The sequence below is a fragment of the Paenibacillus sp. V4I5 genome, from assembly GCF_030817255.1.
In the GTDB taxonomy this organism is placed as follows: domain Bacteria; phylum Bacillota; class Bacilli; order Paenibacillales; family NBRC-103111; genus Paenibacillus_E.
The window spans coordinates 1-23,906 of record NZ_JAUSZB010000001.1 but is presented as its reverse complement, the minus strand read 5'-3'; the positions used below and the strand labels follow the sequence as shown (position 1 = coordinate 23,906).

21 protein-coding genes and 1 pseudogene are annotated in these 23,906 nt (G+C 41.0%); 3 read left to right on the top strand and 19 right to left on the bottom strand.

Annotation, left to right across the window (positions count from 1 at the left end; genetic code table 11):
* Nucleotides 1–253: 253 nt before the first annotated feature.
* From QFZ78_RS00110 to QFZ78_RS00080, 7 genes are all read right to left on the bottom strand, one after another.
* Complete coding sequence (locus QFZ78_RS00110) at nt 254–4,732, bottom strand: coiled-coil domain-containing protein (RefSeq protein WP_307544273.1); 4,479 nt, start codon at nt 4,730–4,732, stop codon at nt 254–256.
* Complete coding sequence (locus tag QFZ78_RS00105; RefSeq protein WP_307544270.1) at nt 4,732–5,481, bottom strand: DUF6063 family protein; 750 nt, start codon at nt 5,479–5,481, stop codon at nt 4,732–4,734. The genes QFZ78_RS00110 and QFZ78_RS00105 overlap by 1 nt, the downstream gene beginning before the upstream one ends.
* Before the next feature lie 14 nt (nt 5,482–5,495).
* Nucleotides 5,496–6,995, bottom strand: coding sequence for a hypothetical protein (locus tag QFZ78_RS00100; protein WP_307544268.1), 1,500 nt, complete (start codon nt 6,993–6,995; stop codon nt 5,496–5,498).
* Nucleotides 6,982–8,034 carry a Wadjet anti-phage system protein JetD domain-containing protein gene (locus QFZ78_RS00095; protein ID WP_307544266.1) on the bottom strand — a complete coding sequence of 351 codons (1,053 nt, stop codon included), beginning with the start codon at nt 8,032–8,034 and terminating at the stop codon, nt 6,982–6,984. Before QFZ78_RS00095 ends, QFZ78_RS00100 begins: the two co-directional genes overlap by 14 nt.
* A gap of 216 nt (nt 8,035–8,250) precedes the next feature.
* Nucleotides 8,251–9,144: an HNH endonuclease gene (locus tag QFZ78_RS00090; RefSeq protein ID WP_307544264.1), complete on the bottom strand. Its 894-nt coding sequence runs from the start codon at nt 9,142–9,144 to the stop codon at nt 8,251–8,253.
* 466 nt (nt 9,145–9,610) lie between these two features.
* Nucleotides 9,611–10,189 (bottom strand): hypothetical protein, encoded by a 579-nt coding sequence (locus QFZ78_RS00085; protein WP_307544262.1) that lies wholly within the window; start codon nt 10,187–10,189, stop codon nt 9,611–9,613.
* Nucleotides 10,182–10,640 (bottom strand): AbrB/MazE/SpoVT family DNA-binding domain-containing protein, encoded by a 459-nt coding sequence (locus QFZ78_RS00080; protein WP_307544260.1) that lies wholly within the window; start codon nt 10,638–10,640, stop codon nt 10,182–10,184. The genes QFZ78_RS00085 and QFZ78_RS00080 overlap by 8 nt, the downstream gene beginning before the upstream one ends.
* 321 nt (nt 10,641–10,961) lie before the next feature.
* Here QFZ78_RS00080 and QFZ78_RS00075 point away from each other — a divergent pair, with 321 nt between their 5' ends.
* Together QFZ78_RS00075 and QFZ78_RS00070 are read left to right on the top strand one after the other, a co-directional pair.
* Nucleotides 10,962–11,501, top strand: coding sequence for a hypothetical protein (locus QFZ78_RS00075; RefSeq protein WP_307544258.1), 540 nt, complete (start codon nt 10,962–10,964; stop codon nt 11,499–11,501).
* A gap of 53 nt (nt 11,502–11,554) precedes the next feature.
* Nucleotides 11,555–11,764 carry an alpha/beta-type small acid-soluble spore protein gene (locus tag QFZ78_RS00070; protein ID WP_307544255.1) on the top strand — a complete coding sequence of 70 codons (210 nt, stop codon included), beginning with the start codon at nt 11,555–11,557 and terminating at the stop codon, nt 11,762–11,764.
* Between the two features lie 472 nt (nt 11,765–12,236).
* Here QFZ78_RS00070 and QFZ78_RS00065 read toward each other — a convergent pair whose 3' ends face one another.
* From QFZ78_RS00065 to QFZ78_RS00040, 6 genes are all read right to left on the bottom strand, one after another.
* Nucleotides 12,237–14,192: a hypothetical protein gene (locus tag QFZ78_RS00065; protein WP_307544253.1), complete on the bottom strand. Its 1,956-nt coding sequence runs from the start codon at nt 14,190–14,192 to the stop codon at nt 12,237–12,239.
* 164 nt (nt 14,193–14,356) lie between these two features.
* Nucleotides 14,357–14,503, bottom strand: coding sequence for a hypothetical protein (locus QFZ78_RS00060; RefSeq protein ID WP_307544251.1), 147 nt, complete (start codon nt 14,501–14,503; stop codon nt 14,357–14,359).
* A 62-nt stretch (nt 14,504–14,565) separates the two neighbouring features.
* A complete protein-coding gene (locus tag QFZ78_RS00055) occupies nt 14,566–15,234 on the bottom strand; it encodes an SOS response-associated peptidase (protein WP_307544248.1) in 669 nt (222 codons plus the stop codon).
* A 70-nt stretch (nt 15,235–15,304) separates the two neighbouring features.
* The gene (locus tag QFZ78_RS00050; protein WP_307544246.1) at nt 15,305–15,745 is read right to left on the bottom strand and encodes a NucA/NucB deoxyribonuclease domain-containing protein; all 441 of its coding nucleotides are present in this window, start codon (nt 15,743–15,745) and stop codon (nt 15,305–15,307) included.
* Nucleotides 15,746–15,922: 177 nt separating this feature from the next.
* Nucleotides 15,923–16,384, bottom strand: coding sequence for a hypothetical protein (locus QFZ78_RS00045; protein ID WP_307544244.1), 462 nt, complete (start codon nt 16,382–16,384; stop codon nt 15,923–15,925).
* Between the two features lie 85 nt (nt 16,385–16,469).
* Nucleotides 16,470–17,057, bottom strand: coding sequence for a zinc-ribbon domain-containing protein (locus tag QFZ78_RS00040; RefSeq protein ID WP_307544241.1), 588 nt, complete (start codon nt 17,055–17,057; stop codon nt 16,470–16,472).
* Nucleotides 17,058–17,431: 374 nt separating this feature from the next.
* Between QFZ78_RS00040 and QFZ78_RS00035 the strand changes: the two genes are divergently transcribed.
* Nucleotides 17,432–18,250 (top strand): hypothetical protein, encoded by an 819-nt coding sequence (locus tag QFZ78_RS00035; RefSeq protein ID WP_307544239.1) that lies wholly within the window; start codon nt 17,432–17,434, stop codon nt 18,248–18,250.
* A gap of 128 nt (nt 18,251–18,378) precedes the next feature.
* Here the strand turns inward: QFZ78_RS00035 and QFZ78_RS00030 are convergent, their stop codons facing one another.
* From QFZ78_RS00030 to QFZ78_RS00005, 6 genes and pseudogenes are all read right to left on the bottom strand, one after another.
* On the bottom strand, nt 18,379–20,217 hold the full coding sequence (locus QFZ78_RS00030; protein ID WP_307544237.1) for an eCIS core domain-containing protein: 1,839 nt from the start codon (nt 20,215–20,217) through the stop codon (nt 18,379–18,381).
* A 196-nt stretch (nt 20,218–20,413) separates the two neighbouring features.
* On the bottom strand, nt 20,414–21,493 hold the full coding sequence (locus QFZ78_RS00025; protein ID WP_307544235.1) for a tyrosine-type recombinase/integrase: 1,080 nt from the start codon (nt 21,491–21,493) through the stop codon (nt 20,414–20,416).
* Nucleotides 21,494–21,576: 83 nt separating this feature from the next.
* Entirely contained in the window at nt 21,577–21,861 is a 285-nt protein-coding gene (locus QFZ78_RS00020; protein ID WP_307544232.1) for a hypothetical protein, read from the bottom strand.
* A gap of 30 nt (nt 21,862–21,891) precedes the next feature.
* Nucleotides 21,892–22,521, bottom strand: a complete 630-nt coding sequence (locus QFZ78_RS00015) for a TraX family protein (protein WP_307544230.1) — start codon at nt 22,519–22,521, stop codon at nt 21,892–21,894.
* A gap of 28 nt (nt 22,522–22,549) precedes the next feature.
* Nucleotides 22,550–23,470, bottom strand: a complete 921-nt coding sequence (locus QFZ78_RS00010; protein WP_307544228.1) for a tyrosine-type recombinase/integrase — start codon at nt 23,468–23,470, stop codon at nt 22,550–22,552.
* 63 nt (nt 23,471–23,533) lie between these two features.
* Nucleotides 23,534–23,906: pseudogene (locus QFZ78_RS00005) on the bottom strand (hypothetical protein); the annotation flags it as partial.

The window sequence follows — 23,906 nt, the reverse complement described above, 5'->3', positions numbered from 1 at the left end:
GCATATGTTTGTGTCGTAAAACGATTATGCACCTATGTTTGTATCGCTCTCAAAGCACCTATGTTTATGCGCCGGACATCGGACGACAAGAACTTACTGTCCGTTTCTTTTTTCGGTTTGCATTAAAAAAAGCCTGCACACTTCGCTCATTAGACAAAATACTCTTTAAGTAAAAATAGGACGCAAACTCACGGCTTCGCGTAGGCTGCGTCCATATAAATAAAATACTATATCCCTATTATTTTACCTACTTTTAAGTAGTAAATTCCAATTGTTGAAACTCCACTCTGTTTCGGATGTGCCTGCTAGAAACAACTACTCTTCGCTTTCCAGTACCATCTGATTCGAGATCCAAACCATAATAAGAAGGGAACCTTTCGCTGACTTCCATTTTATTAACCAATTCCGGAGGCGCAACAACAATCCATTGAATACCGAGAGCATCTGCAACACGGAAGATTGGGTCAAGTACGTGCTCAGATACAGCATTGGCAAATGGGTTGTCGTTAATAAGCACAGAGCGCTTCGCATGCTTATCACGTCGCCTTTTCTGAGTCGTAATCATGATCGATAAGAGCGTAAAGGCTGCAAGTCGTTGTCCTCCACTGCCTGTCGCTTCCTCATCCGATCCTTGCAAGAATACTTCCCAATCCTTGAAATACTTTTCATAAGGCTTGTCTACCCAGAACGAGTTTTCAACGTTCATGTTATAAACTTGCATCGTTGGAAATGCATAGTTATAAGCTGCATACACAATTTCGCCCGGGTCTAACCGATTACCTAATTCATTTTTTTGGAGCCTGCTAAACTCAACCTTCTTATCTTCAATAAATCGAAGAGTCTGCCGAAATAGCTCTTTCATACTTGCTTCAATATCTTCAATCCGCGGCATGCTATCATCTTTGAGCTTCATTAGTGGAAAAGAAATGCCATAGTTATTGCGGATCGACATGCCTTTTACCATCTCACTAATGTGACTGATGATTTGCCGGCTATGTTCTGTTGCAGTTTGTACCCATCTGAGTTCAGCTTCTTGTGCTTGATTAAGATTTGCTTCCTCACGTTCTAGAATGCCTTCATAGATCATTTTGGCCTCAGAGATTTTTTGCCGTACATGAATGGCCTGATCCATTACAAGAAGACTATCAAAAAAGTCATCCCCGTGCTGTTTCATCTCATTATCCCATTTGGCATCCTTAATCTTCTTCTGAACACCCTTAACCGCTTGAAAACATACATTTTGTACTCCAGCAAGTGCCTTGTCTAAGTCAGCCGCTTTCATTACCCAATCCCTGACAACATTCCTCGCGTTACTGCCGACTTCTAAATATACATCCCGCGGTACGCGATGGTTACTTTCTTTAAGGTGCTGCAGCGCTTCGCTAGATCGTTCCCATATCGATTTATTATTTAAAGTTTCACTAATCAAGCTTTTAGTGCTTTGTAATTTTTCACTTGCTTGAGATAGCTTAAAGTTGAACTCCTTTCGCTCGTATTCCACATCAATACCACTTTTAAAGTCGACTTCCCGTGGTTTGAATACATTCTCAATCTCAATTTTTAAATTTTCTGTGCTAGTAATCATCGTTCGTACCGAGCCATCTAAGTTCGATATTTCAACTTCCAACTGCTGCCTTTTCTGGTCAGCAGTCTCATACTCCTCAGATATCTGTATTCGCCTTTGTTTCAATACGTCGAGAGATTCCGTTGGAGCGACCTTTTGAGCCCATTCTTCATTTAGTGCAAAAAGTTCACGCCTTTTGTCCTCTTGCAGCTTGGCGTAGATTCCTTTCTCCGCTTCGAGTTTCGCTAACTGAGCATTAGCCTGCTCAAGTGTCTTTTGGCAAATTTCCCAGTTGATGAAGTGTGTTTCTAAACTCTTCGGAATGCTTGGCCACGTTGCAGGTGGGAATATACTAGGAACTTGTGACTGGAAGTCAAATGCCGGTAACGATGGGATTGACTCCCGATAGCGATCAAGCTCCCGTTGAGTGCTATTTTTCCAATCGGAATATGCTCTCCTCTGCTCGTCCAACTCATTCTCTGCATCCCGCTTGTTATCCGAGATCTTTTTAATTTTGTCGTTGATTAAGTCTTCGAATGCTTTTAATTCAATTAATTTGTTTTCATTAGATTTATGTTCATTCCAAGATTGATACAACTCTTCAAGTGCGAGCTTTTTATTTTCAAAACCGTTTAATTCTCCTTGTAGCTTCTGCAGGTTAGTGCGCACTTCGGATAACTTGCTCTGTAGAGTATCGTCTTCGTAAGTATAATTCTTCAACTGTTTTTTCTTGAGCTCACAGGCATCTTCAAGGACTTGGCATTCTTCCCCTAATTGTTCAGCGCATTTCTCAGCATCAAGCGCTTTTTCTGCAAGCTTAAGTGCGCCTTTAAATGTATCCATTTCAGCTATTGCATGCCTTAATTTCTGATTTCGACTTACCAGTTCTTGTTCCGCTTCAACCAAGAATGTCTCTAAAGCTTCAGGACTAAATCCGATTTCATCGGCACGATTAGATAACATAATGAAGGATGGTGCATCCATAATGTCGATAATCTCGACAGTAAATAATGGAACAGGTTGGAATAGGATACGATTTTTAAAGGCAGCAGCAAGTCGAAGTACATGCTCTCGCTCTTTCTCAAGAATAATCAGTCCATAAGGTAGGAGCTTCGCAGTTTGTTTTAATCTATCTCGCTCCGACTCTGATTTCTCATGTATATACTCTGTTCCCAAAAGACAAGTGTAGCCGTGACTCTTTATTATGTCCCTTAATTGTAAGATGGTTGGATTTGGCACCCAAATGCCACCTTCAGTAATCATGTGTTCACTTTCTAATCGTCGTATTTCCTCTTCTTCCCGTCTCAAAACTTGTTCTTTTCGGGATGCCTCCGCAACTAGCTCCGGGAGTTGTTCCTTTAGCCAGTACGCGTATCTTTCCTGATGAGCTGGTAACGCCGATCCCGAGAAGAGTTGAAGTTTAACAGCTGCATCGACTTCAAGCTTCAACTGTTTCGCGTAGTTATCATTAATCGATTCGATAACCACTTCATCCTGTTGTATTTGCGTCTCTAGCTTTGCAGTTTCTCGTTGAATTTCGACATACCGCTGGTTTAATTGACCTTGTACTTCCTTTTCACGATCAATTCTCTCAATGCACCTTTGATGGTCCTCAGCTGCTAGATGAATGAGTTGGGTTAAAGTAAATGTTTGATTCACATTGTACTTAGTTTCCATTTCATTTAACTTACTTTGAAAAGACCTGATCTTTTCTTGAATAATTCCAATTTCTCTACTTATATTCCGACTTTCAACATTAGCTTCTGTAAGCTCGTTGTCAGCCATTTGAATGTTCGTCTTTAGTACGCTTTGATACCCTATAGCATCATTAACCGTTTGACGAAGATTTTGAAGAAGAATGGGCCATTCTTTATAGATGTTATTCTTCAATTCCTCCTGTTGCGATTTTACGTCTTTGAGCTGATCTCTCATCATCAAGGAATTTATTTGAGAAATTGTAGTATCAAGTTGTCTTGATATATCCTCGTATTCCTTACGAATAATTGCGAGCTCTGCTTCCTCCATATGGAGTTTCTTTTCACTCGCGTTCGATTTTTCGGTTTGGAAAATCTCATTCATCTTACGAATCTGCTTATTGAGATCTGATATCTGATATTGCTTTTCGATGTATGATAGGTTCTTTATACGGAACTGAGCATCGTTCACAGCATCATCTGCATCTTGTCTTTCTTTCCCTAGCGTAGCCAGGTCACGATCGGCTTCCTCAATACGTTCAATTAACCCGGACTTCAGATAGCTACCGCGTTGTGCGTGGATGTGTAGATCCTTCTCCGATTCCTCCACCTTTTGGTACATACCATCAACTTCTTCAAGCATGACAAGCAGACCCGTCATGGAAGACTTTCTCGCAAGAAGTGTATTTAAGTTATGTGCTATTTTGGCAACCTCGATAAACAGCTCTTTGAGATCCCTTCCATCTTTGCTCATTTGACGGCGAAGATTGGACTCAATGGATGGAATAATGACGTTCTTGAATAAACCGTCATTATGATCAGCACCTAATTTCTCAAAATGAATTGTGGTTCCCGCTTCATTTTGATTCATTTCATACATTTCATCCCACTCATCAGCGAATATCCCGTTTTCTTGCAAGTATGCTCTAAACTTACGAAGTTCGTCTTTATTATAAAGACGGATCTGCTGTTCAGACTCTTTTGCATGATCTTCCCATCTGCTTAGCGGCCAAGACTCCCCTGTCTCCTCGTCCCAATACGGAAGTTTTTCTAGACGGTATTCGCTCGATGCGTCACATTTAATAGTGAAAAGCTTATAGTTGATTTCTGTTTTGGGGCCACTATCATCTTCTTTCACGCGTTTTGCAGTCATGGCAATTCCCGTGATTAGATATTTTTCTTCGGCACCGTCAAGTTTCCATTCGAGTGCTGAATAAAACGTATAAGGGCTAAAGCCATGGGTCGAATGAAAAAATTGAGTTACGCGACCTTTACCTTTCTGCCAATCCTTGACTGGTTTAAAAATTTGAAAAATCAGCTGGAGTATGACACCTTTACCAAAGCCATTGGGCATGGTAGCTAGTGCATGAACAAGATCAGTATCGTTGGCGAACGTTAGATAAAGGTTATCCATAATGAATTGCTGTTTATTGTATTTAACGTTTGTTGCTCGAAATGCATGAATTGCACTCATTACCTTTCACCTCGTCCTGCTGCAGCATCGATTAATCGTTTCCATTCCTGATAACGCTGCTCACTATGATAAAGCATCTCCACTCTTTCATGTAACGCTTCTAGTGCTGAAACACGTTGATCTGTAATTTTCACCAACTTCTCCTGCTCAAGAAGACGCATGGCCATTTGTACAATACCAAACTTCGTCCTGTTGTTCGCACGGAGTTGCTCATCTTCATCCGGCTGCAGTTTGGTTGTTTCCCACAGATTAATTAATTGAGGCATCGCAATCTTTTGCCTTTTCCCAAACTCCGGATCATTCTCTAAAAGCTTGCTCCAATATTCAATCACTTCTGAAACCCGAGTAGTTAATTCAATATATCGAATGCCGCCATACAAATCGATATGAGACCCTTTCACGCTCTCGCCGTCCACTTCACTTAAATAGACCATGATGACCAGATGAATCACATAGAGCTCAAGCCTTGTTTCCAACCTGCCATCGCTTTTACGTTCTTTCATCTGTTCCTTCATCTGTGTAAAGTTGGTGGCAAAGATAGAGCCTTTCGGCTTTGTCACTAAGTGTACATTCATATTGCCAACAAGCACCTGCGTGCTCGATGTATCGGCGAACCGTTTGACGAGCTGCTGGATACTCATATCGTGAAAGTATTTTTCTAAAGCTGTATCAGTTTTCTTAGCCACCTTGTGCTGCAGTAAATGCAAAAAAATACTATGTGCTTCATGAATCTGACTAATATCGTACATGCGTAGCCTCCAAGTTATTCTTTGGGAATCAGCGTAAGGGTAAACGGAGTGATACTGACCAAATCATTTTGAATCCTTTCCCCACCATCTGTCCGTACTCTAATTTTATATTGATTCGTTATTTCGATCATTTTGGGATCACGCTTTACGATTTGTTGCAATAGTACGGCGCGATCGTCTTCATACTTACGAACCGGGGACAGGGATGTTTTTAATTCAAATTCGCCGTCACGGAACTTCATCCACATCTCAAGCGCGTCGATCGTCCACTCCCCTATATGGAAATCACGAAGAGCACAGATTTTCTGAGGATTCTCAAGCGCCGCCTTGAATACCGGCATCCATAAGTCTGCTATAGCATCCCAATCAATTGGCACCCTCTTTGCGCTCTTTCTTACAGGGGGTTCTTCAATTTCCTCCGCGGCCGCTGCAACTTCACTTTCTATCTCGCCAACTTTATGTTCGTCCCACACCCAGCTAAGCGGATAAATGAATTCCTGTTTTGGAGAGAACAGTGGTTCCAAGATACTTTCAAACCCATCCTCAAAAATAAATCCTTCAGAATATATATGCTTTTCCCAAATATCTTTTACAAATGACCGGTTATAGTTCAGGAGTCGTTCAATCTCTCGTTGTAAAGCTATTTCCTGAGAATAGTTCTGTACAACCAGCTCCGTTAACTTCGAATGCTCGCCTACACACTCATCGACTTTTTCTTTCAGATATTCTATATCCCGGATGATTTTAGGATCTGTCGTATCTTTTAGTTTCTCGTGCAAAATGTTGTCCATATCGTAGAAGAGTTTTTTCTGTTCCTGGAATTGCTCCTGCAGGCTTTTACGACGTTCCATTTGATCTTTTTCTTTTGAGAATATCGATCGTGGGTCTCTTCTCATCCGTTTGGCATAATCTCTTTCTTGCGTGGCTTTAGCCCGGACCGCTGCTTTCACGTGATCCAGGTTACCGAGTGCCTTCTGGAAATTGCCTTTCCGTATGAAGGACAGCGTATAGAGCTGTTGAATCTCGATGCCAAACTCATCAGCCATTTCAAGACTCAAAAAGATCAGTTTCTGTCCCGATTCAGATAGCTTCCAAATCTGAGCATCTGACTTTGAGCGTAGCATCGCTTCGGTGTCTTCCGTAAGATACAAGAAGCGCTCTTCCTCAAATGATGATGTTGTTTCATTGTAATACGAAGAAAGAAACGGCTCACGGTTTTGTCCAGTACCGCTCGATATTAGTGCAACTGCTAACCGGTCGGTAAAATCCTCATTTGCCTGTACCCCTATCTTATCCATGACCTCTTTTGCAATCTCCTTTAAATCACGATCGGTGCGCTCGGGGTTATCGCGCAGCTCGCGGTAGAAGATTTCAAGGAGCATGAGAAAGAGGATATCTTTATAAACCTTTGAGAATTCTGTAGGCACCTGAATCCCGGTTCCGAATTGAAAACATGGGTTCAATGTCATTTTTCTTTCGTGGTACCGTTCAAAAATTTCCTCATAAATAGCCATGAATGTACTCCTTGCTGATCTTTTCGAAATTTACTGCCTCTTGCGGTATCCGCCTCTTACTCCCCCACAAAGATCGAATTGCTCTATTTGTTTCCTCATCTGTATCCAGACGCGAAATGAAGTCCTCAAGTACACTATCAATAAACTCACCATTGGCCTCAGTTGTCCTGGTGTGATTCCGAATCATCGCCCGATACAGGTTTTCAGCTGGTAGAATCGGGTATTCCGGATACTTCTTGCACAAATCTAAGAATATGGAGAGCCCGTATGGATCTAGGTCTCCGGCATAGTAGATCTTCTCCGGACTCCCGATTTCATCAATAAATGGAAGGTTCCGAGTAATGTGATATCCCTCACCGTAGATTAAGACATCCACCTGTATATCATAGATGTGAGTGAAGGTATTTAACGCTCGCTTAATCGTATGGAAAGCAGATAAATTTTCAACGATCAGCGCATGTTTATATGCTGCCGATTGTGGGTTTTGCCAGAAAACAAATGGCTCTCCGTATGACTTAGCATACAAGTCATCAAGTGTAATGCCAATCCGCTTTAGAAACTTATACCCGTCTTCGTTTTTATCCAGCCACTTTTCCTGTCCAAACAACTCATAGGAACGTTCTTCTTTGGATACAAATTCCCTTGATTCGCGTGTTGGTAAAAACTGAAGTACAGCTTCAATGTGTTCCCATTCCAGTTCTGTCTGCATCTCTTGATGTCGTTTGTAGAATCCTACATTCAGGTTACTGGCTTCAGCCCGAACAAACTGTAAATCACCCCATGTATCACTGACCTCGATGATTCGTTTTTTCCATTTTAAAGGCAAGCTTGGCACCTTGCCGTTTTCGACGTTTGCCTTAAGAGGTGTAATCTCACCTTCATCTTGAAGACTTTGAATCGCTTGAAAAAAGCCACGGTATCCTCCGGATCTTTCATATTTATCTATGCCGCCAAGCTGTCGCATGACTTTATCTTCAAGTTCATGGATGGTGAATTTATTTTTAGTTTCTAGTAATAGATTTGTAATTGTATCACGCATTAATAATACAGCCCCCACGATCGATCATCATTAACAAGCTGGACATCTTATTCTAATCCATTCATGAATTGTACCATATTATTGAAAGTTCCATATTAAATGTGACCTAAGTATTATCAGGAAAATTTATCCGCAAACCAAAAGCCCCGCTTCAATGGTCATATATGAAGCGGGGCTTTTGATTAACTGTGACTAACGGCTAATGTCGCATTTATGTTATTCTGATTGTCCAAGTGCTTGTCGATGCAAGGCCATATAAACCCGCTTCCTTCCACTGAGGTCAATTCTTCGATACCTATCAATATTCAGGAACTTTTGGTCGTCTTCAGTTAATTTGGTAGAGATTATAATAGTACCATCATCCTCAAAAGATATTAATTTTCTATCAAACAATCGATCATGATTCGGACAGAGCAAAAGACCATTCTCAGGATCTAATCGTTCAAAGTTGCTCTCACAGCAACTCCATTCCTTAATATGACTCGCTGTAAGAACATTAAGGTTTGATACCGGGCACAAATCACAACGTTGTCTTTGTTTTAACAGTCGGTCTCTAAATAACGATTGTCCAATTCGCGAACGAATAATTTGTTCCCTCTCCGTTTTTGGAATTTCTTGAATACCTCGTTCTACTACCAATACAAATTCATCAGCAGCATCATTATCTATTTCGTTTGCTCGATGTGGATTTTTCCTTGCAAGTAATATTAATAGTGCTGGAACATCTTCACGGTTGATGTACGGCATATAGCTTTGAAATCTCGTGAACCTTGCAGATACCTTTTGTAAATCTTCGATAGTGATAGGGTCTTGGTAAATCGTTATTGATGAAGTACCAAAGTAACATGCAAACCTATATTTTTCATGAATGATCTCTTCTTGTCTAACAAAAATAGCACTTGCAATAACACTGGATTTATAATGAAATAATACAAGAGTGGTATACGGGTTTAAATTGCTTCTATCGAAATTTGACAGGTAACCTCTCATAGGGAGTACGCCTAAAATAAACTCATGCTGGACTTGTGTAATACTCATCCCTCTAAAGGCTGGATTCTTACTATCCATAGAAATAAAAACACTTAATTCAACTTGATTATGATATTCCATGTAAGGACCACCTTTTAATAAATTATCGTGGCTCTCGGTCTAACCTTCCCCACTCATCAGAACTAATCAATAATGTCACTGCTGTTAAACTATTATTGTAAAGCAACTAAACTCCTGCTTGTTTAACAAAAAAGTCTCGGTGTCCCCAAAAAAACAGCCGCGCATGCCGACCGCCGTTGCCGAGCCGGCGCGGCAGTCTAAACCTATTTTTTCTCAGTAATACTTTTCAGTCTAAAACTTTATTTTCTTCTAACACTCGAACCTGGCCACCATATCCCCATAGGCTTTTATAAGCGCTTTAATGATCTCAATAGTACTGGAGCTTGTGGTATCTTCTCTGATGTGGAAAATTCATGAGTTTTTGTCTCAGTAACACCCGGTTGTTTTGTTGGTATCAGCTTCACCTGCCCCCAATATCGCCAACTAAGAAAAAGAGCCCGAGGTCTGATTAAACCCGGACTCCTTTTTATGCTTTGTATACCTCTATCTTTAAAACCATATCGAAATCTTCTAATTCAAGCATTCCAGATATAGCAGCCAGACGTTTCACGATTGATTCTGGGCTGCCTTTGAACTCCCGACGCATGTAAGACTCACTTTGCTCTATGGACAGTCTAGGGTTAGATTCATGGGATGCTGAGCAGGTTTGAGCGAGTGCCATTGCTACCTCTTGCTCAGTTATCTCCTTGTTATTACTCTGGCCATTATCCATGGACACTACTGAAAACTCTGCATCGATGATCTTGCGACCATTATTGACTTGGTCTTGTTTCTTCTGCGTCTTGGCTTTTGCTTTCGCTGCCTTCTCTTCTTCAGTCAAGGATGGCCGACCTCTCCTCTTCTTTTCCTGAGACGGGAAGACCACTGATTCATTTTTACCCTTGAGTCCTAAATGATATAAGTGCATATAAAATTTTTTGTAATCCATGCCCCACGTTTCGCGGATCACCTTCTCGGGAATCTCCTTGCGCATGTGCATCATGATGTCGATCCTATCTTCGCGTGAAAGCTTCTCATACTCTTCGTATGATATCACATCACTCATTTGTCGCTGCCTCCTCCTCCGTATCGAACAATTTCCCAACACAAGGCTCGCATATGTATCCACCCATAAATTCGTTTAGGTCATTTTCGCTTTTACAAAAGCGACACCATTTCTCCTCTTTGTCCAGCTTCTCAATGATGATCCAACTTCCCTCTACGTAAATATCTAGCTCCTCTTTATGCCCAATATTCATAGTTCGGCGCAGTTCCATCGGGATTACAATACGGCCAAGCTCATCTACAGCACGTACTACACCGGTTGATTTGATCTGTCTGGCCGCAGTGCTTCCTTCTACTGCTTTGGCGGGATTCCGTAATTTATCTAGTTCCTTCGAAACCCATTCCCTATCACGTAACGTTTCCATTCCATCGATACAACCATTGAGGAAAGTCATCATAGTTTGTCTGACTGTTTCAGCACTCCGCGGCATTACTCTTTGATTCTTGGACATAATTTCCTCCCAGACATCTAGTATATCAAGCAATATTTTACCAGATTTGTTGCAACTAGCAACAACAAAAATGACCCTAGATGTATAGGATCACAAAATTTGCGAATGATTTCTCAGGGGTTGGCCCATACCTTATTCGACCCCAAACCCCAAAGAGGATCATCGGAATCCGGAAAGCGTATATCTGTATTAAACTTATATATACGGATCCTTAATTACTCGCATATACTCTATACGGTCTTTTATGCATTAACTTTGAATAAATTTAATATCATAGGCAAGAATGCATAACAACAATATATTGAAGTAGGTGGAGTAAAATTGAAAGATAAGAAGCGCGAAGATGCTTGGAATGATAACCATGATGCAATTCTAGCTGAGATAGTGATAAACCATATTAAAACTGGAAGTACTCAGTTACTAGCTTTTGAAGAAACTGGAGAAAAAATAAATCGTACCGCGGCAGCTTGTGGTTTTCGTTGGAATAAAGAATTAAGAAAAAAGTATGAGAACAAAATTTTAGAAGCAAAAGCTTATAGAAGTAAACATAAACAAAAAGCACAGAAAAGAGAACTATTTGTTACTGTATCAAATACAGCTATATCGGATAATCCATCTCAGCAATATGATGATAATCCATTCGGCCAAATTATAAAGATAGCTCAAGATCAAGCACATATATTTGAACAATTATTGCAAGAGAATAAAAAACTTAAGGATCAAATACTTGAACTGAAATCTATAAAGAAAAATTCTGATATAGCAAAAACTAATGATCAATTTGGAGTAGATGATATTCAAACCTTTCTCAATATCATGAACAGAGCTAGAAACTTGACATCAGTAAATTTAAATGTATAAGAATTCCTTACACTCCACATCATAATATTACACCTAGAGAAGGAGTTGCATAAATGGCTAATAACAACACTTTAGTAGTTCCCCAAGCAAAGGCTGCCTTAAATCAGTTGAAGATTGAAATAGCTCAAGAACTTGGAATTCCATTCCAACCAAACGCATACAACGGAAACATTGCCACACGTGATGCAGGTGCCATAGGTGGCAATATTACAAAGAGATTAGTGCAAATAGCTGAGCAACAACTATCCAGCTTCCAACGCTAATACTTTGATGTAGGAGCAAGCACAAAAAAGATTACAATACCTTTTTCTCCTCAGGGAATTGTAATCTCTTTTTGTTGTGATGTAATATATATTTATTATATCTTTAATCCTATCACTTTTGCCTGTTTTTCTAAAATCGATGCCACAGAGTTTGCATCATAGCTGTCTCTCAATTAAATATTTAGTGTTCAAGGCGGCAACTATCAAATGTTTCAGTACCATTTTTGACGTCTCTCGTTTCTATGTAGGATCAGCAAGTTAATTTTATGGGACTATTTTAATGTCATTTGCCGAGAATGGTTCAGATCACTGAACAACAATTGGCAGGTTCAACTGCAGGATTTAGACTCTAATTTATACTAGCAAAAAACCGCAAAAAAGACTGTAATCACCTTTACCTCCTCAGGTTGATTAAAGTCTTTTTTATTTTCTCTTCCGGTCCGTCCTCAGAGTATCGAGTATCTTATTAAAGTTAATCAGATAGCTTGTCTTTAGTGAGTCCCAAGAAGTGAACTCGCTTCACGACGTCATGTAAGTGCCTCTGCAACTCTTTCCTCGCAATGTCAATTCCCTCTTTAACACCTGCATCTTTAATCAAGGCAGTTAACTTTTGATCATGTTCCTCGCCCCATGAATTTTCGAGTTCTTTCTTGATGTTAGTTATCTCTTCTCTATATTGTTTTGCAAGGGCCGTATTCCAACGATTTTTAAGCTTATTTGAGGGTATGTTTATCAACGCTGACACTTTTCTTACTACTTGCTCTACCGTTTGACCAGTACGAGCCCCATCGATCATTTCATCAATTAAAAGTTGGTCATGTTTGGAATCCCACTCTGGATAGAGTTCAGAACGGATTTGCTCAACCGTCTCTCGAATCTTAGGCAGTAAGATTAGATACCAGTATTGTTTGCACCTCTCGGGAGGGATGACAATTAATTCGGCTACCTCGTTGAAAATATTGTCCATTGAAGTTCCCGCCTTAATCCCATTAAGTGCATGGTTTTTGAACGTCTCCACATTTTGGGGGTCATCCCACACATCTGGAGTATGAGGGTGCTCAACCGCAGTTGCTGTTTCACTTATATACCGGTCATTAAAAACATATCTATGAATTTCTGATAATAAATTTTCTTCATGCACTGGATCTTCAAGCCTGAGGAATCTAGTAAATTCTTCATCATATTCGGACTCGAAGTTCATCGTTCGACTCAACTTGCAATCATCTAGATGAAGTTCATGCTTTATAGCGAAATTATAGAGTACTAAATCCTCACTGACTTGTTCCCTAACTGCTTTATTGTGATACTCCATGAAATCAATCTTCAGTTTATGATCCCATCTTCTCCAATCAAGCCGATTTGGAGGATTTTTCTTCCACTTGATGAATTGAACTAAATGTTGTTTACTTACTACCCACCGATTACCGTGCTTCGTCGCGTAAAGTTCCAAGGATTTGATCCACTTTTTTACGTCATCATAGGTTGAGTGCCGCAACGACTTATCGATAGATGGATCATTCTGCAGAAATTCATGAACCTCAGAAGCGTAGAAAACCGCTGTATCCTCATATCGGTCAAGGATGCATCTTTCCCTTCTCTCCCGCTCCTGTTCCTCGAGTAACTCCCTTTGCTCCTTTTCCTTAACCAGTTCTTCTTCTTGATACGATACTGCCTTTCTCTGCTGATTGATCTCGATGCAATTAGCAATAAACATTCGATGAAACTTATCGCCCTGGAGAAACTGGTACAACCTTGGAGTTCCCTTCAGTCGATAAAGAACCGGCAGTTCTCCATATGGAAAATGGATATATGTCGCTTCAGGGTCTGCTAATATGTGATAGATAATTTGAAAGGGGTCGCCCTCACCGACTTTGATCGATATTGCTTTTGAGTTCGCTGCAATGTTCGCAAGGCTCGTTGGAAATGTTATCTCATCGTCGGAGATTCCTTGCGCTCTTAGCCAGTGATATGCGCACCATTTCATGTATTGTATAGCACCATTACCACGACCATGGAAACATTCATACACAACTCGAGACAAGTCATTCTCTTGCCATTCATCAGGATCTTGGGGTGGATCAACTTCCACATAGAAATGAGGCTCAATCGTGATGTATCTTTCGTTTAAAAATACAACCAGTTGATCCCATGTTTCCTGAGTACCACGCTTACGCCACCAGCCGTCATGATTGGCAAGGATCGACTTAAGACGATCATCGGTCCACTGCATGAAGCCGCGACGAACCGTATTTACAAAATCCATCGCTTCATGTTCTCGTAGACCTTCTTCAGATTTTTTATATTCTTCAGTTTCCTTAAATCGTTCCAAAAACATATTACTTTCTTTTTCATTACTAAAGATGACAGTAATAGATGCAGAGCCATGTATAAAATATTTTTCGTCCACTCTGCCGCCACATTGATCCATAGATCTGCATATCCTGGCTAACTCTAGTTCGGATTTGCAGGTTTCATAATGAAATGAAAGGTGGATTTTCTCATGATTCATAAATCACCCTTGTACGAAAGAAATTTTAACATAAAGAACTTATACAGACCGTAGCTAAGCGACCGTAAAGCAATGACACTGCCCTAAACTTCCGCTGATGGATATTCAGCTTTTAATTCTTCAACGGTGCCGAATTTAGGAGTTTCAAAGATCAATTTTGCCGGTGCCTTGTCGGTTTTATTTTTGACAATATGACCATAATATTTGCCTGATTTTTCAAAAACGAACATAGTCTTATCCTTTTCCTTGAGTAAAGGTATTTATCGATCATGAGGGCATTCTCCTCTCTTTATTAGGCTTCTTTAATCAGATCCGGATCGTTATTTCTCACATTCCCTACACGCGTCGTAACGGGGTAAGCTTTCATTTGGTCTGAAAGGAAGGGAACCATTAAATGTCGGATCAACTCGGGTTCATTCGTGCCACGATCTAACCATAGCGCCTCATCTTCTCGCTTAAGAATCACAGGCATTCTGTCGTGGATGTCCTTCATTAGATCGTTGTAAGAGGTCGTAACAATGGAATATGAATTAACCTGTTTTCCTTCCGGGTCTGTCCATGAGTCATGAACTCCAGCCATGCTAAATAATTCACCCGATTTCAAAGTAATCCGCATCGGCTGCTTGTTTGCCCCGACATTTTTCCATTCATAAAAAGAGCAGGCAGGTATTATGCATCTCTTGCGCCGGATAGATGTGCGGAATGCGGGCTTCTCAGCGACAGTTTCTGCCCGAGCATTGATGGTTTTAAATGCAATCTTTGGATCCTTTGCCCACGATGGGATAAGTCCCCATTTCATAAGCTCCAAAAAATTATTGTTCTCATCGTTAATGACAACCGGGAGCATCTGTGTAGGAGCTGCGTTAAAATTTGCTCGATAATTCTGGATGGGTGTGTCGTGAACTCCATAGCGTTCTAGCAATTCGTCTAAAGTGGCAGTAATAGTATACCTTCCGCACATGAAAATCGCCTCCTAATTCCCATCATCGGAAAAATGGACCCCGAATAGCCTTAAATTGATCTCATAAATATCACTTTACCATTATCATCACTTTAGTTCCATCAGGATAATTCTCTAATTGGTTTCCTACCCATGATCCTGCTCCACGATTGTCTGATGGGGTTACATAAGCAATATCTGCACCAGCACCACCCTCTGCACACATTGCCATTGGAAACTCATCTCTGTCTTTATTAGGTTTTGTAGGGATACCTTTTAATGACTCCTTGCGATTCTCTTCTGCACCTTTGCGGTCAATTGTACATACTGGAGTTTCACCATGTTCAATAGCTGCTTTGACATGTGCCGCGGTTTCTGGGAAACGATCTGATGGTATTATGATTGTGTATTGAGTTGATGCGTCTTGATTAGTTGAGTAAGATTCTTGTGGGAGTAATCCTATTTTATATAGATAAGATACGCCTATTATTAGAAACATGATTAAGGATAAATATAATATTTTCTTTTTCATTGAACCTACCTTGTTGTTTTTTTGGTAAAGTATGATGCTTAAATATGAGTATCTTTCGTTCTATTTCTTCGTCGGATTTCGTTATATCCGAAATCTCCATTGTTGCTATAGAAAACGCCCCAACTAGAAGAGCAAGACCCACCTATGTGCTACTTACAAAAAAAGACTCCAAACGCACTAAGTGTTAATTTTATCCAATAAACGCATTACACCTGCTCCATCTTCTAATAAAAGAACATGATTAATTACACTCTCAGCGTCTCCGATCCAATAATAATCATTATTTTGAAGTCTAAATTTGTTATCGATTATACTAATTTGAATATCATTTATTGCTCCGATGCGTCCCAATTCGAACTCAAATACCTTTTGAGCTACCTGAAGTTCTACTGCTAGTTTCGCTGCCAATTCAGATCGCAAGTCTTTGAGATGATCGAGGTGGAATATAACTCCCTTTCTGGTGGGAGCCACGTAATCCAAAGGGTTTTTCCTAAGCTCTTTAGTTAAAGAAGTAATGACGGGGTTTTGGGCTATATCCGATGCTATTCCGTACTCAGGGTTGCTTTTGTATAGATCGATTAATAAGTAGTCCAATCTTTCAATTAGTGTTCTATAGTAGGCTGCTTTGATTTCTAGCATAAAAAGTTTAATCACCTCTTCGAGGATTGAATGGGACTTGAATGGAAACCATTGATATTATGTACTGATTCCCACATCCCCCGCTTCAGTGATCAGATAAATAATGTTGCCTTCTTCTTCTTGGCCTACTACTGGCGCAACGTTTACATCCTGACCAATTCCCAACTCTATTATCAGGACTAGCTTGATAGCTGTGCTGCTTTTCGGTACACAACCACCAGACTTTATCGCGTTTTTTCGGTTTAATTGCGGTGGGTAAAAGTGGATAGTTCTTTTCGTAATCCCACTCTTTAGCAATATGAGGATATAGCTCAAGCAGGGAACCATCGATGGGCGTAATCATTTTCTCACAGATCCTGCAATCAACAAACTTTATTCTACTTTTCACTTTCATTCTAACAGAATGGTTTAAGCGACATGTCCACCATACATAAACTTCGCTGTTCGGAAATAAGTGCCTCGGATTTATGCCAGTATTCTTTTCATAATCCCAGTACAATTTTAGATATGGGTATCTATTTAACAATCCCGCCTTAGAATGAACTACTCTTTTATATCCTGAAATTAAACGAACTTTTCGTTTCAAATTCTGATTTAGCTTTAGTATGTCATTAGGGGATAAATTAAAAGAATTCTTAAGATCCCTAAATTGAGGAGTGCCTAGTTTGACCATGAATTATCTCCGCCTAAATTAATGGTTACGAATGACTAATACAATTATATCAAATTTTTTTGTAAAGTTCTGATCAATCATAAATTAACGGTGCCTAGCGGTACAAACCGCTGCTACAGCAAAACTGAATTTCGCAAGCACTCTTCTTCTAAATGAATCACCTTTTCTTAGTTATGTGAATTTGCTAATATCGGGAACAGTCAAAGAGCAGCCTGAATTGCAAGTTACATTTATGCTGCTCACATCGCAAAATATTTTATCAATCAATGGCTTTGATCCTGGCGGACAAGGACATTGTACACGGCTACGACCTTTCATATAACCATTCTTTAAATTATAATTATATATAACTTAAGAAGGTTTGGTGATACGTTATGTACAAGGACAACATAGATTCATCGCTTCCTAAAAGGGAATGGAATCAAAAAAATGAGATGGCCATTAAAATCGACGGGAAAGGCAAAAAAATGCGTGATATTGTCGTGGTTTATTTATCATACATGGATACCGGGTTTAATCTTTCTCTAGAGGAAGCGGGTGCCTACCTGGGTTGCTCCTATGTGTACGTATTACAGGAGTTGAAACCGAAAGTGCCACATATTAATATCAACTCGATTATTCGCAAGGCAATTCGGGAGTCTGAGGAATTTGCGGATCTCTCCGTGGATACTATCTCACTGTTACAAAAACGGATTTTACTTCACCGATCATCATTTGAGGAGTTTCTGCAGGTGCATGTTGAGCGAGAACACCGTTACGATCTTCTTACATATATGGCGTTCCAATCACATGCTATGTTTGAAAGTTTTGCACAATTGGCTGGCAGCCAATCTAAATTAGCTCTTTTGGTTGAAGCTTCTTTAAGCTTGTTCAAGAAAGAATTCCAAGAGAACACGATACTACTTTCTGTCAATGAAATTCCAGACAAACTTTACAGTCTTCAAGAACTAAAACAACAATTTATGTATAAGCATAACGCGCAGGTCTATAATTTATTGCACAACCAAGGAGTGAATAAGTATAGATATGAGGGGATGGTTCGGTACGACTTGAAGGAGATCGAAGAAAATAAAGATATAATTCCGATTCCAAGAGGTTACGAGGTGGAGGCATGCGTTGAATCTATAATTGCCCGAGCCTGCATGACTATTGAAATGCGAGAGGCATTAAAAGGTTCTAAAAATAAGTTTTAGAACTACTTCAAATTAAGAAACAGTGGAGGTAGCCTTGGACGAGAAGAATAAAGTCCAAGACTGCCGCTCCATTGAGTTAATACTTCTTCATAAAATGAACGACTTGATTATTCGGGAACTTCTTCTCTTCATCTGTTCATCTCATTGCGGAATTGAACAGCTAAATTGCGAGCAATCTGCGCATTGTCCATATCTACGTTATTGTAAAAACTATCCTGATTGCCCACGAAATCATATACATTGGCACTGCCTGCATCCAGTCTCACGTGGTATTCCGGATTGGAACGCCATGCTCCGACTCCTGTGTTTTCGTCATGTCCGTGAATCGTGACATGGGGATTGCCGCTCCCGTACATGATGCCGTCCGAAACCAATCCAAGCAAGGCGACGCCTCCGTTGAAATTGATTTGATCCGGCCAACCGTTACCGACATAATGTGCAAGCTCTCTAATGTACTCCGGGTTATTTAATCTGCGTGCAGCCAGCGCTGTCCAGGTCGCAGCGTCATTGCCATAATCATTATTGCCGAAATGTTGGGCAATCGCCAAGATGGAAGCAGCATTCCAACCAGGAATCTGCGCGAAAGAGATAGTATCGGCATGAGCATTGTTGCCCATGTATCCGGCCAACGTAATCCAATTGGCTGCGGTCAGCCCGTTGGCGTTATTGACGAATGCCTGCGCCAACGTTCCGATCTCAGCCGCGCCCCAATTGGCTAACTGGGCGAAAGCGATTGTATTTGCGTGCTGATTATTACCCAATATGCCAGCAACCGTCACCCATTCGGCTGCCGTCAGAGTGTTAGCATTGGCGGTAAAGGCTTGCGCCAATGCGATTATTGCGACCGAGTTCCAATTCGCAATTTGCGAGAATGCGACAGCGTCGGCAAAATTGTTGGCGGGAAAGCGGGCCGCAATGGTCGCCCACTGCTGCAGCGAAAGCCCGTTGGCATTTGCTGCGTAGGCTTGCAAAATCGAGTCGATACTAAGAAATGTCCAGGCGTTTAAGGAGGTCAATTGAATGACGCCTGCGGACTGTTGCTGACTAAGAGATATGTCGGGATGCTGCGTCAGAACCCCTATAATGGTCGCATAAGGTACATTGTTTTGCCTCATTTGCGCGGCGTAACCGACCGCTCTACCTAGCACAGGCTGTCTGTCGATTACTGGAAACATAGCAATTAACAATCCTCTTGCTTCTTGTGCAGACATTCCGGAATCAATTAAATTTTGCGCACTTGAGGCCAAAAATGGAGCATCGTTATAACTTCTTCCGTTTGCGATTATGGATTGAGTGATCAAATTGTACGAGCCAACACCAAGAACAAAATCGACCGCATTGCTCAGTTGGGCGACAGAGGCACTGGTCTGCTCTGCCTGCTCTTTTGGCTTCCGTTGCGCAAAGGAAGTCTCCTCGCTCTGTAGAGACATGGAAATAGCCCGTTGTCCTTGCTCGTCCGCTTCCCGCTCGAGCTCAGGATCGTCATTGATAGCTGTTCCTCCGACCTGAAGGCTAGGGGATACCCTGCCCTGCCGTTGCTGCACGATGTGCCACGCTTCGTGTGGCAGATGCTCCTCTTGACCGGGACCAATATGTACTTCATTTCCTTGGGCGTAGGCAAGTGCCTGCAGCTGTGCCGGTTTATCCGATCCATAATGAACCCTCACATCGGACAGATCTATTCCCGATAAGTTTTCTACTCCCGTTTTCAATTGTTCCGGCATACCCGTTTTATTTTCTTTTTTTTGAAGCGGTTCGTTCATTCGGGATTGCATGAGTTGAGTGACCGCTCGATTGCCTACTGTCTTTTGCAGTAGCGAAATATGTGCCGGACTAATGGGCGTTGATGGAGATAAAGCTCTTTGCAGTTGAAAATTTGATGTAGGGGCGTGTGTCCGAATTTCTTCGGGTGATTTGTTAGATGCATCTTCGGGTTTATTTTTAATAGAGTGTGCGGGATGATCCATTTTCAAATATGCCTCCCTAATTAGAATGAAACTATTATAATTAGATTCGACAAATTAGCAAATATTTCCTTTGTATCAGTTTTAGAGAGACATTTGACTTTGATCACCCTCAGTACGAGTTCGCATTCGCATCGTCGAGCCCTCGACACAAGCAAGATTGCCTACTGGGACCAGGAAGCACTGACGTTTCATTTGCTCATTCAAGGGATGTTTCCTTATCTAAGGCGACGGCATATCTAATTACTGTTTTCGTGTCATTATATCCCATTAGAGCTGCCAGTTCTTCTAAAGGTGTGCCTGTCCGCAAAAGTTTCATAGCATATGTGTGACGCAATTTTATCGGCGTACCTACTAAACCAACTTTCTCGAAATGTTCTGTTACTAGACCAGTTGTTGACCTTTGAGAATAGGGTTTCGTTCTATCTCCGAAAGTAAGTGGAATAAATAAATACCCATCGTTATCTCTGGACCATTCGTTACAACCAGAGTAATTCAAATAATCAATAATGGTATCTTTAAGAGAATCACTCATAGGTACTTTTCTAGTTTCAGCAGACTCTCTAATGGGCAATGTAATAAGATTATTCTCGATATCAAAGTCACGGACCTTAACTTGTGATAGTTCTCCTGAAAGACAACCGGTCTCAAGGAAGAATTTTATTATAGCGTGACGTTTAGGGCCCGTCAGTTCAGCGTAATACTCTCTAGGATTCAGAAGTTTGGCAACTTCGCTTTCAGTAAAATATTCGATTTCGTGCAGTTCAACTTGTTTGGGATCAATTCCGTTTTTGATGTAAGTTATTGCAAGGTCACTCTTATTTACAAATTGAAAAATCAAATTAATAAGCGCTCGATAGAACTTGATCGTATTATTTTTAGCGTTTGGGATCGTTCGCATAAACTCATCGAAGATCTCTTCATTGAGATACTCTAAGTTAAGGTTCTCTCGTCCAGTTTCAGCTAAGAATTTGAGTATTTTTTCAAGATTCTGTATATACGATGTTACAGTTTTTTTAGATAATTCACTTCGTTCCCCACGTTGCAACGTATATGACTTGAATTTTTGAATCACTTTGATTGCATGAAGTGATTCTTCCTCGTTCTCTCCTGAATTTTGATTCTCTCGACGAATAATAATTTCTCCTGTTACGGCGTCAAAATGAAATCCCAGGAGGTCATTTACAGATAGTCCGGACTCCTCCCATATAGCGGGAGGGACAGGTATTTGAAAAAATTCGCAAATACGTTCCCCAGTTAGAAACTCACGATTGTCCATACAATTCCTGTTCCTCTCTATTTTACGTAATGATAGTAGTCGTAAAACGTCGTCGTCGGCGTGACAATCAAGCTGCACGTCGTTCAAATCGTGTCATATTGTTCTGCATTAGTCTGAAAAAAATCTTCTATAACGAATTTCAGTTTCAGCTCTGTGAAAGAGACTGTGACATTACCAATGATCTTACGATCACTAAGAAATCTTGCATAACCAGCGATCAGTGCCCCATCTCCGAGTAAAATCTGTTCATCGCAATCACACTTTTGCACAGAGACATCCGTAACGTACAAGGTCCCCCCGTCAAATTGGCGTATATTTGTTGACGTCTTTGTTTCGATCTGTTGATTACACTGGTTACATTGCAACATAGGTTCTCCCTCAATCTCCGAGTGTTTATTTTAATGCAAGAAGTAGGCAAGAAGCCAGAGCATCATTAAGTGCACCGGATAAAAGCTCCTCCAGAGCCACGAAGGAACTTTAAACTTAGGTGAAATCTCTGCTTTACTGAGAGGTACCCAAGCCAGCGCGAGTGTTGGAATGATACTCCACACCTGTAAAGGCATATGAAAAGCAAACCAAGCAAAAATATTGATTAGAATATGTAAAAAAATCGCTTCAAACCCACGTGTATAACGGTAAATTGCGACTAGCAACAACGCATATGATCCGTAATCAGTTCCTGAAATATCAAGCAGCAGCCCCGCTCCAATAAACCAAAACAGCTTTTCTCTTAACTTCTCTGCAGCTTCTACACGGTATAAAGCAAATACGATAATAGTAAAGGCGGCAATCACATTTATTGACTCGTTCTTGAACAAGAGCGAATATGGTAGTTGGGATATGACTGCCAGGAATAATAAACGAAAAATATATTTTTGGGGGTCACGAGTAAACGACATCCCTCTTGCCACACCGAAGGCATATATCGGGAAAGCTATCCTTCCAATGATCCTCCAATCGGGGATATTCGGAAACCAGACATAACCTATATGATCGATGATCATCGTAATCATTGCTAGCCACTCCATAAAAAATAACCCCTTATTGCTTTAAGCATTAATAATTTGCGGGTATTCTCGGACGAATCCTCGATTGTGCCGCGGCTAACTGCTGCGTATCGACGTGAGTATAAATCTGCGTAGTTGAGATATCTGAATGCCCAAGGAGCTCTTGCAGAGTTCGTAGATCCGTGCCGCTCCGGAAGTGATTAGTAGCAAAGGTATGCCTTAATTTATGGCTACTAATTTTTTTGTCCTTAAGAGTTGGGCGGGCTTGTTTTATGATGCTTGTAGCTCGATCGATTATACTTTGTATCGTTCTACGTCCAATCCGGCGGCCTTCTTGTGAAATGAAGAAAGCTGAGGAATCTCCATCCTTGGGATTTACCCGCTCCTGCAGATATGTTTCAAGTATGACTGCAACACTCTCATGGAGCGGTACGGTTCTCCATTTCCTTCCTTTACCCATAAAGTGAAGTGTCGGATTTTCTCCAGATTGAAAATGTTCGATATTTAGAGCGTGGACTTCTGATACGCGCAGACCCCCATAAGCCATAAGAAGACATATTGCAAGGTTACGGATTTTGTGTCGTCCATCTACATATTCAAGAAAATCCGCGAGCTCCTCCTCACTCAAGAATACCGGTGACCTGTTTTTCTCGACTTTTGATTTGGGAACGGTGATGGCTGGATTAACCTGGATCTTTTCGAATTCGATAAGAGCCTTATAAAAGCATCGTATAGATGAGATCATTCGGTTAATTGCTCCGTCACCGGCGCCTCGATCTCGCATTACTTTTTGAAATCTCATTATATCCCCTTTAGTTACTGAGGCGGTCGGTGCTTTAACATAATCCAGAAATGCGATAACCTCACGAACATATTCATTTTGTGTACGTAGGGTGTACCCTCGATTCTGAAGATAAGTTTGAAAATCGTCTATATCTTCTTCGAAGTACGTTTGAAGCTTTTCGCTCAAGTGTATCCCCTCCTGTCATCAGAAGATGTGAGATAGAAACAAATCTCAGTATGGATCGATCTTTTACTTCTTCTCTGATGACTTGCCGCCGTCGTCGGACTTCGGCTGCTTAAGCTTGGCAATTTCTTCTCGGAGCAGATCACGTTGTTCATATTGCTCGCGGAGTTTCCCGGTTGCGTCCTCACGTTCCTTCTCAAGCTTTGCTTGATACTCCGTCCGGATTGCCAGCAATTCACGTTCTTTCTCCATGTCCTTTCGCTCCGAAAGTCTTTCTAGTGCTTCCTTGTGACGTTCTTCGGCTTCCGTAAGCTGTTTCTCACTGATAGCTTCCAATGTTGTGACTTGCGTCTCCAAACCGGCTATACGTCCCGACTGATTATTGACAACTTCCGTTAACCGGGATATTTCCGTTTTCAATTCCTTGTTCTCATCCGCA

Excerpts from the sequence above, each read along its gene's own strand:
- QFZ78_RS00015 (WP_307544230.1), bottom strand. The coding sequence starts at position 22,521 with ATGGAGTGGCTAGCAATGATTACGATGATCATCGATCATATAGGTTAT.
- QFZ78_RS00025 (WP_307544235.1), bottom strand. The coding sequence starts at position 21,493 with ATGGACAATCGTGAGTTTCTAACTGGGGAACGTATTTGCGAATTTTTT.
- QFZ78_RS00090 (WP_307544264.1), bottom strand. The coding sequence starts at position 9,144 with ATGGAATATCATAATCAAGTTGAATTAAGTGTTTTTATTTCTATGGAT.
- QFZ78_RS00050 (WP_307544246.1), bottom strand. The coding sequence starts at position 15,745 with ATGAAAAAGAAAATATTATATTTATCCTTAATCATGTTTCTAATAATA.
- QFZ78_RS00040 (WP_307544241.1), bottom strand. The coding sequence starts at position 17,057 with ATGGTCAAACTAGGCACTCCTCAATTTAGGGATCTTAAGAATTCTTTT.
- QFZ78_RS00105 (WP_307544270.1), bottom strand. The coding sequence starts at position 5,481 with ATGTACGATATTAGTCAGATTCATGAAGCACATAGTATTTTTTTGCAT.
- QFZ78_RS00030 (WP_307544237.1), bottom strand. The coding sequence starts at position 20,217 with ATGGATCATCCCGCACACTCTATTAAAAATAAACCCGAAGATGCATCT.
- QFZ78_RS00080 (WP_307544260.1), bottom strand. The coding sequence starts at position 10,640 with ATGTCCAAGAATCAAAGAGTAATGCCGCGGAGTGCTGAAACAGTCAGA.
- QFZ78_RS00045 (WP_307544244.1), bottom strand. The coding sequence starts at position 16,384 with ATGCTAGAAATCAAAGCAGCCTACTATAGAACACTAATTGAAAGATTG.
- QFZ78_RS00020 (WP_307544232.1), bottom strand. The coding sequence starts at position 21,861 with ATGTTGCAATGTAACCAGTGTAATCAACAGATCGAAACAAAGACGTCA.
- QFZ78_RS00060 (WP_307544251.1), bottom strand. The coding sequence starts at position 14,503 with ATGTTCGTTTTTGAAAAATCAGGCAAATATTATGGTCATATTGTCAAA.
- QFZ78_RS00100 (WP_307544268.1), bottom strand. The coding sequence starts at position 6,995 with ATGGCTATTTATGAGGAAATTTTTGAACGGTACCACGAAAGAAAAATG.
- QFZ78_RS00085 (WP_307544262.1), bottom strand. The coding sequence starts at position 10,189 with ATGAGTGATGTGATATCATACGAAGAGTATGAGAAGCTTTCACGCGAA.
- QFZ78_RS00055 (WP_307544248.1), bottom strand. The coding sequence starts at position 15,234 with ATGTGCGGAAGGTATACTATTACTGCCACTTTAGACGAATTGCTAGAA.
- QFZ78_RS00070 (WP_307544255.1), top strand. The coding sequence starts at position 11,555 with ATGGCTAATAACAACACTTTAGTAGTTCCCCAAGCAAAGGCTGCCTTA.
- QFZ78_RS00035 (WP_307544239.1), top strand. The coding sequence starts at position 17,432 with ATGTACAAGGACAACATAGATTCATCGCTTCCTAAAAGGGAATGGAAT.
- QFZ78_RS00095 (WP_307544266.1), bottom strand. The coding sequence starts at position 8,034 with ATGCGTGATACAATTACAAATCTATTACTAGAAACTAAAAATAAATTC.
- QFZ78_RS00110 (WP_307544273.1), bottom strand. The coding sequence starts at position 4,732 with ATGAGTGCAATTCATGCATTTCGAGCAACAAACGTTAAATACAATAAA.
- QFZ78_RS00065 (WP_307544253.1), bottom strand. The coding sequence starts at position 14,192 with ATGGATCAATGTGGCGGCAGAGTGGACGAAAAATATTTTATACATGGC.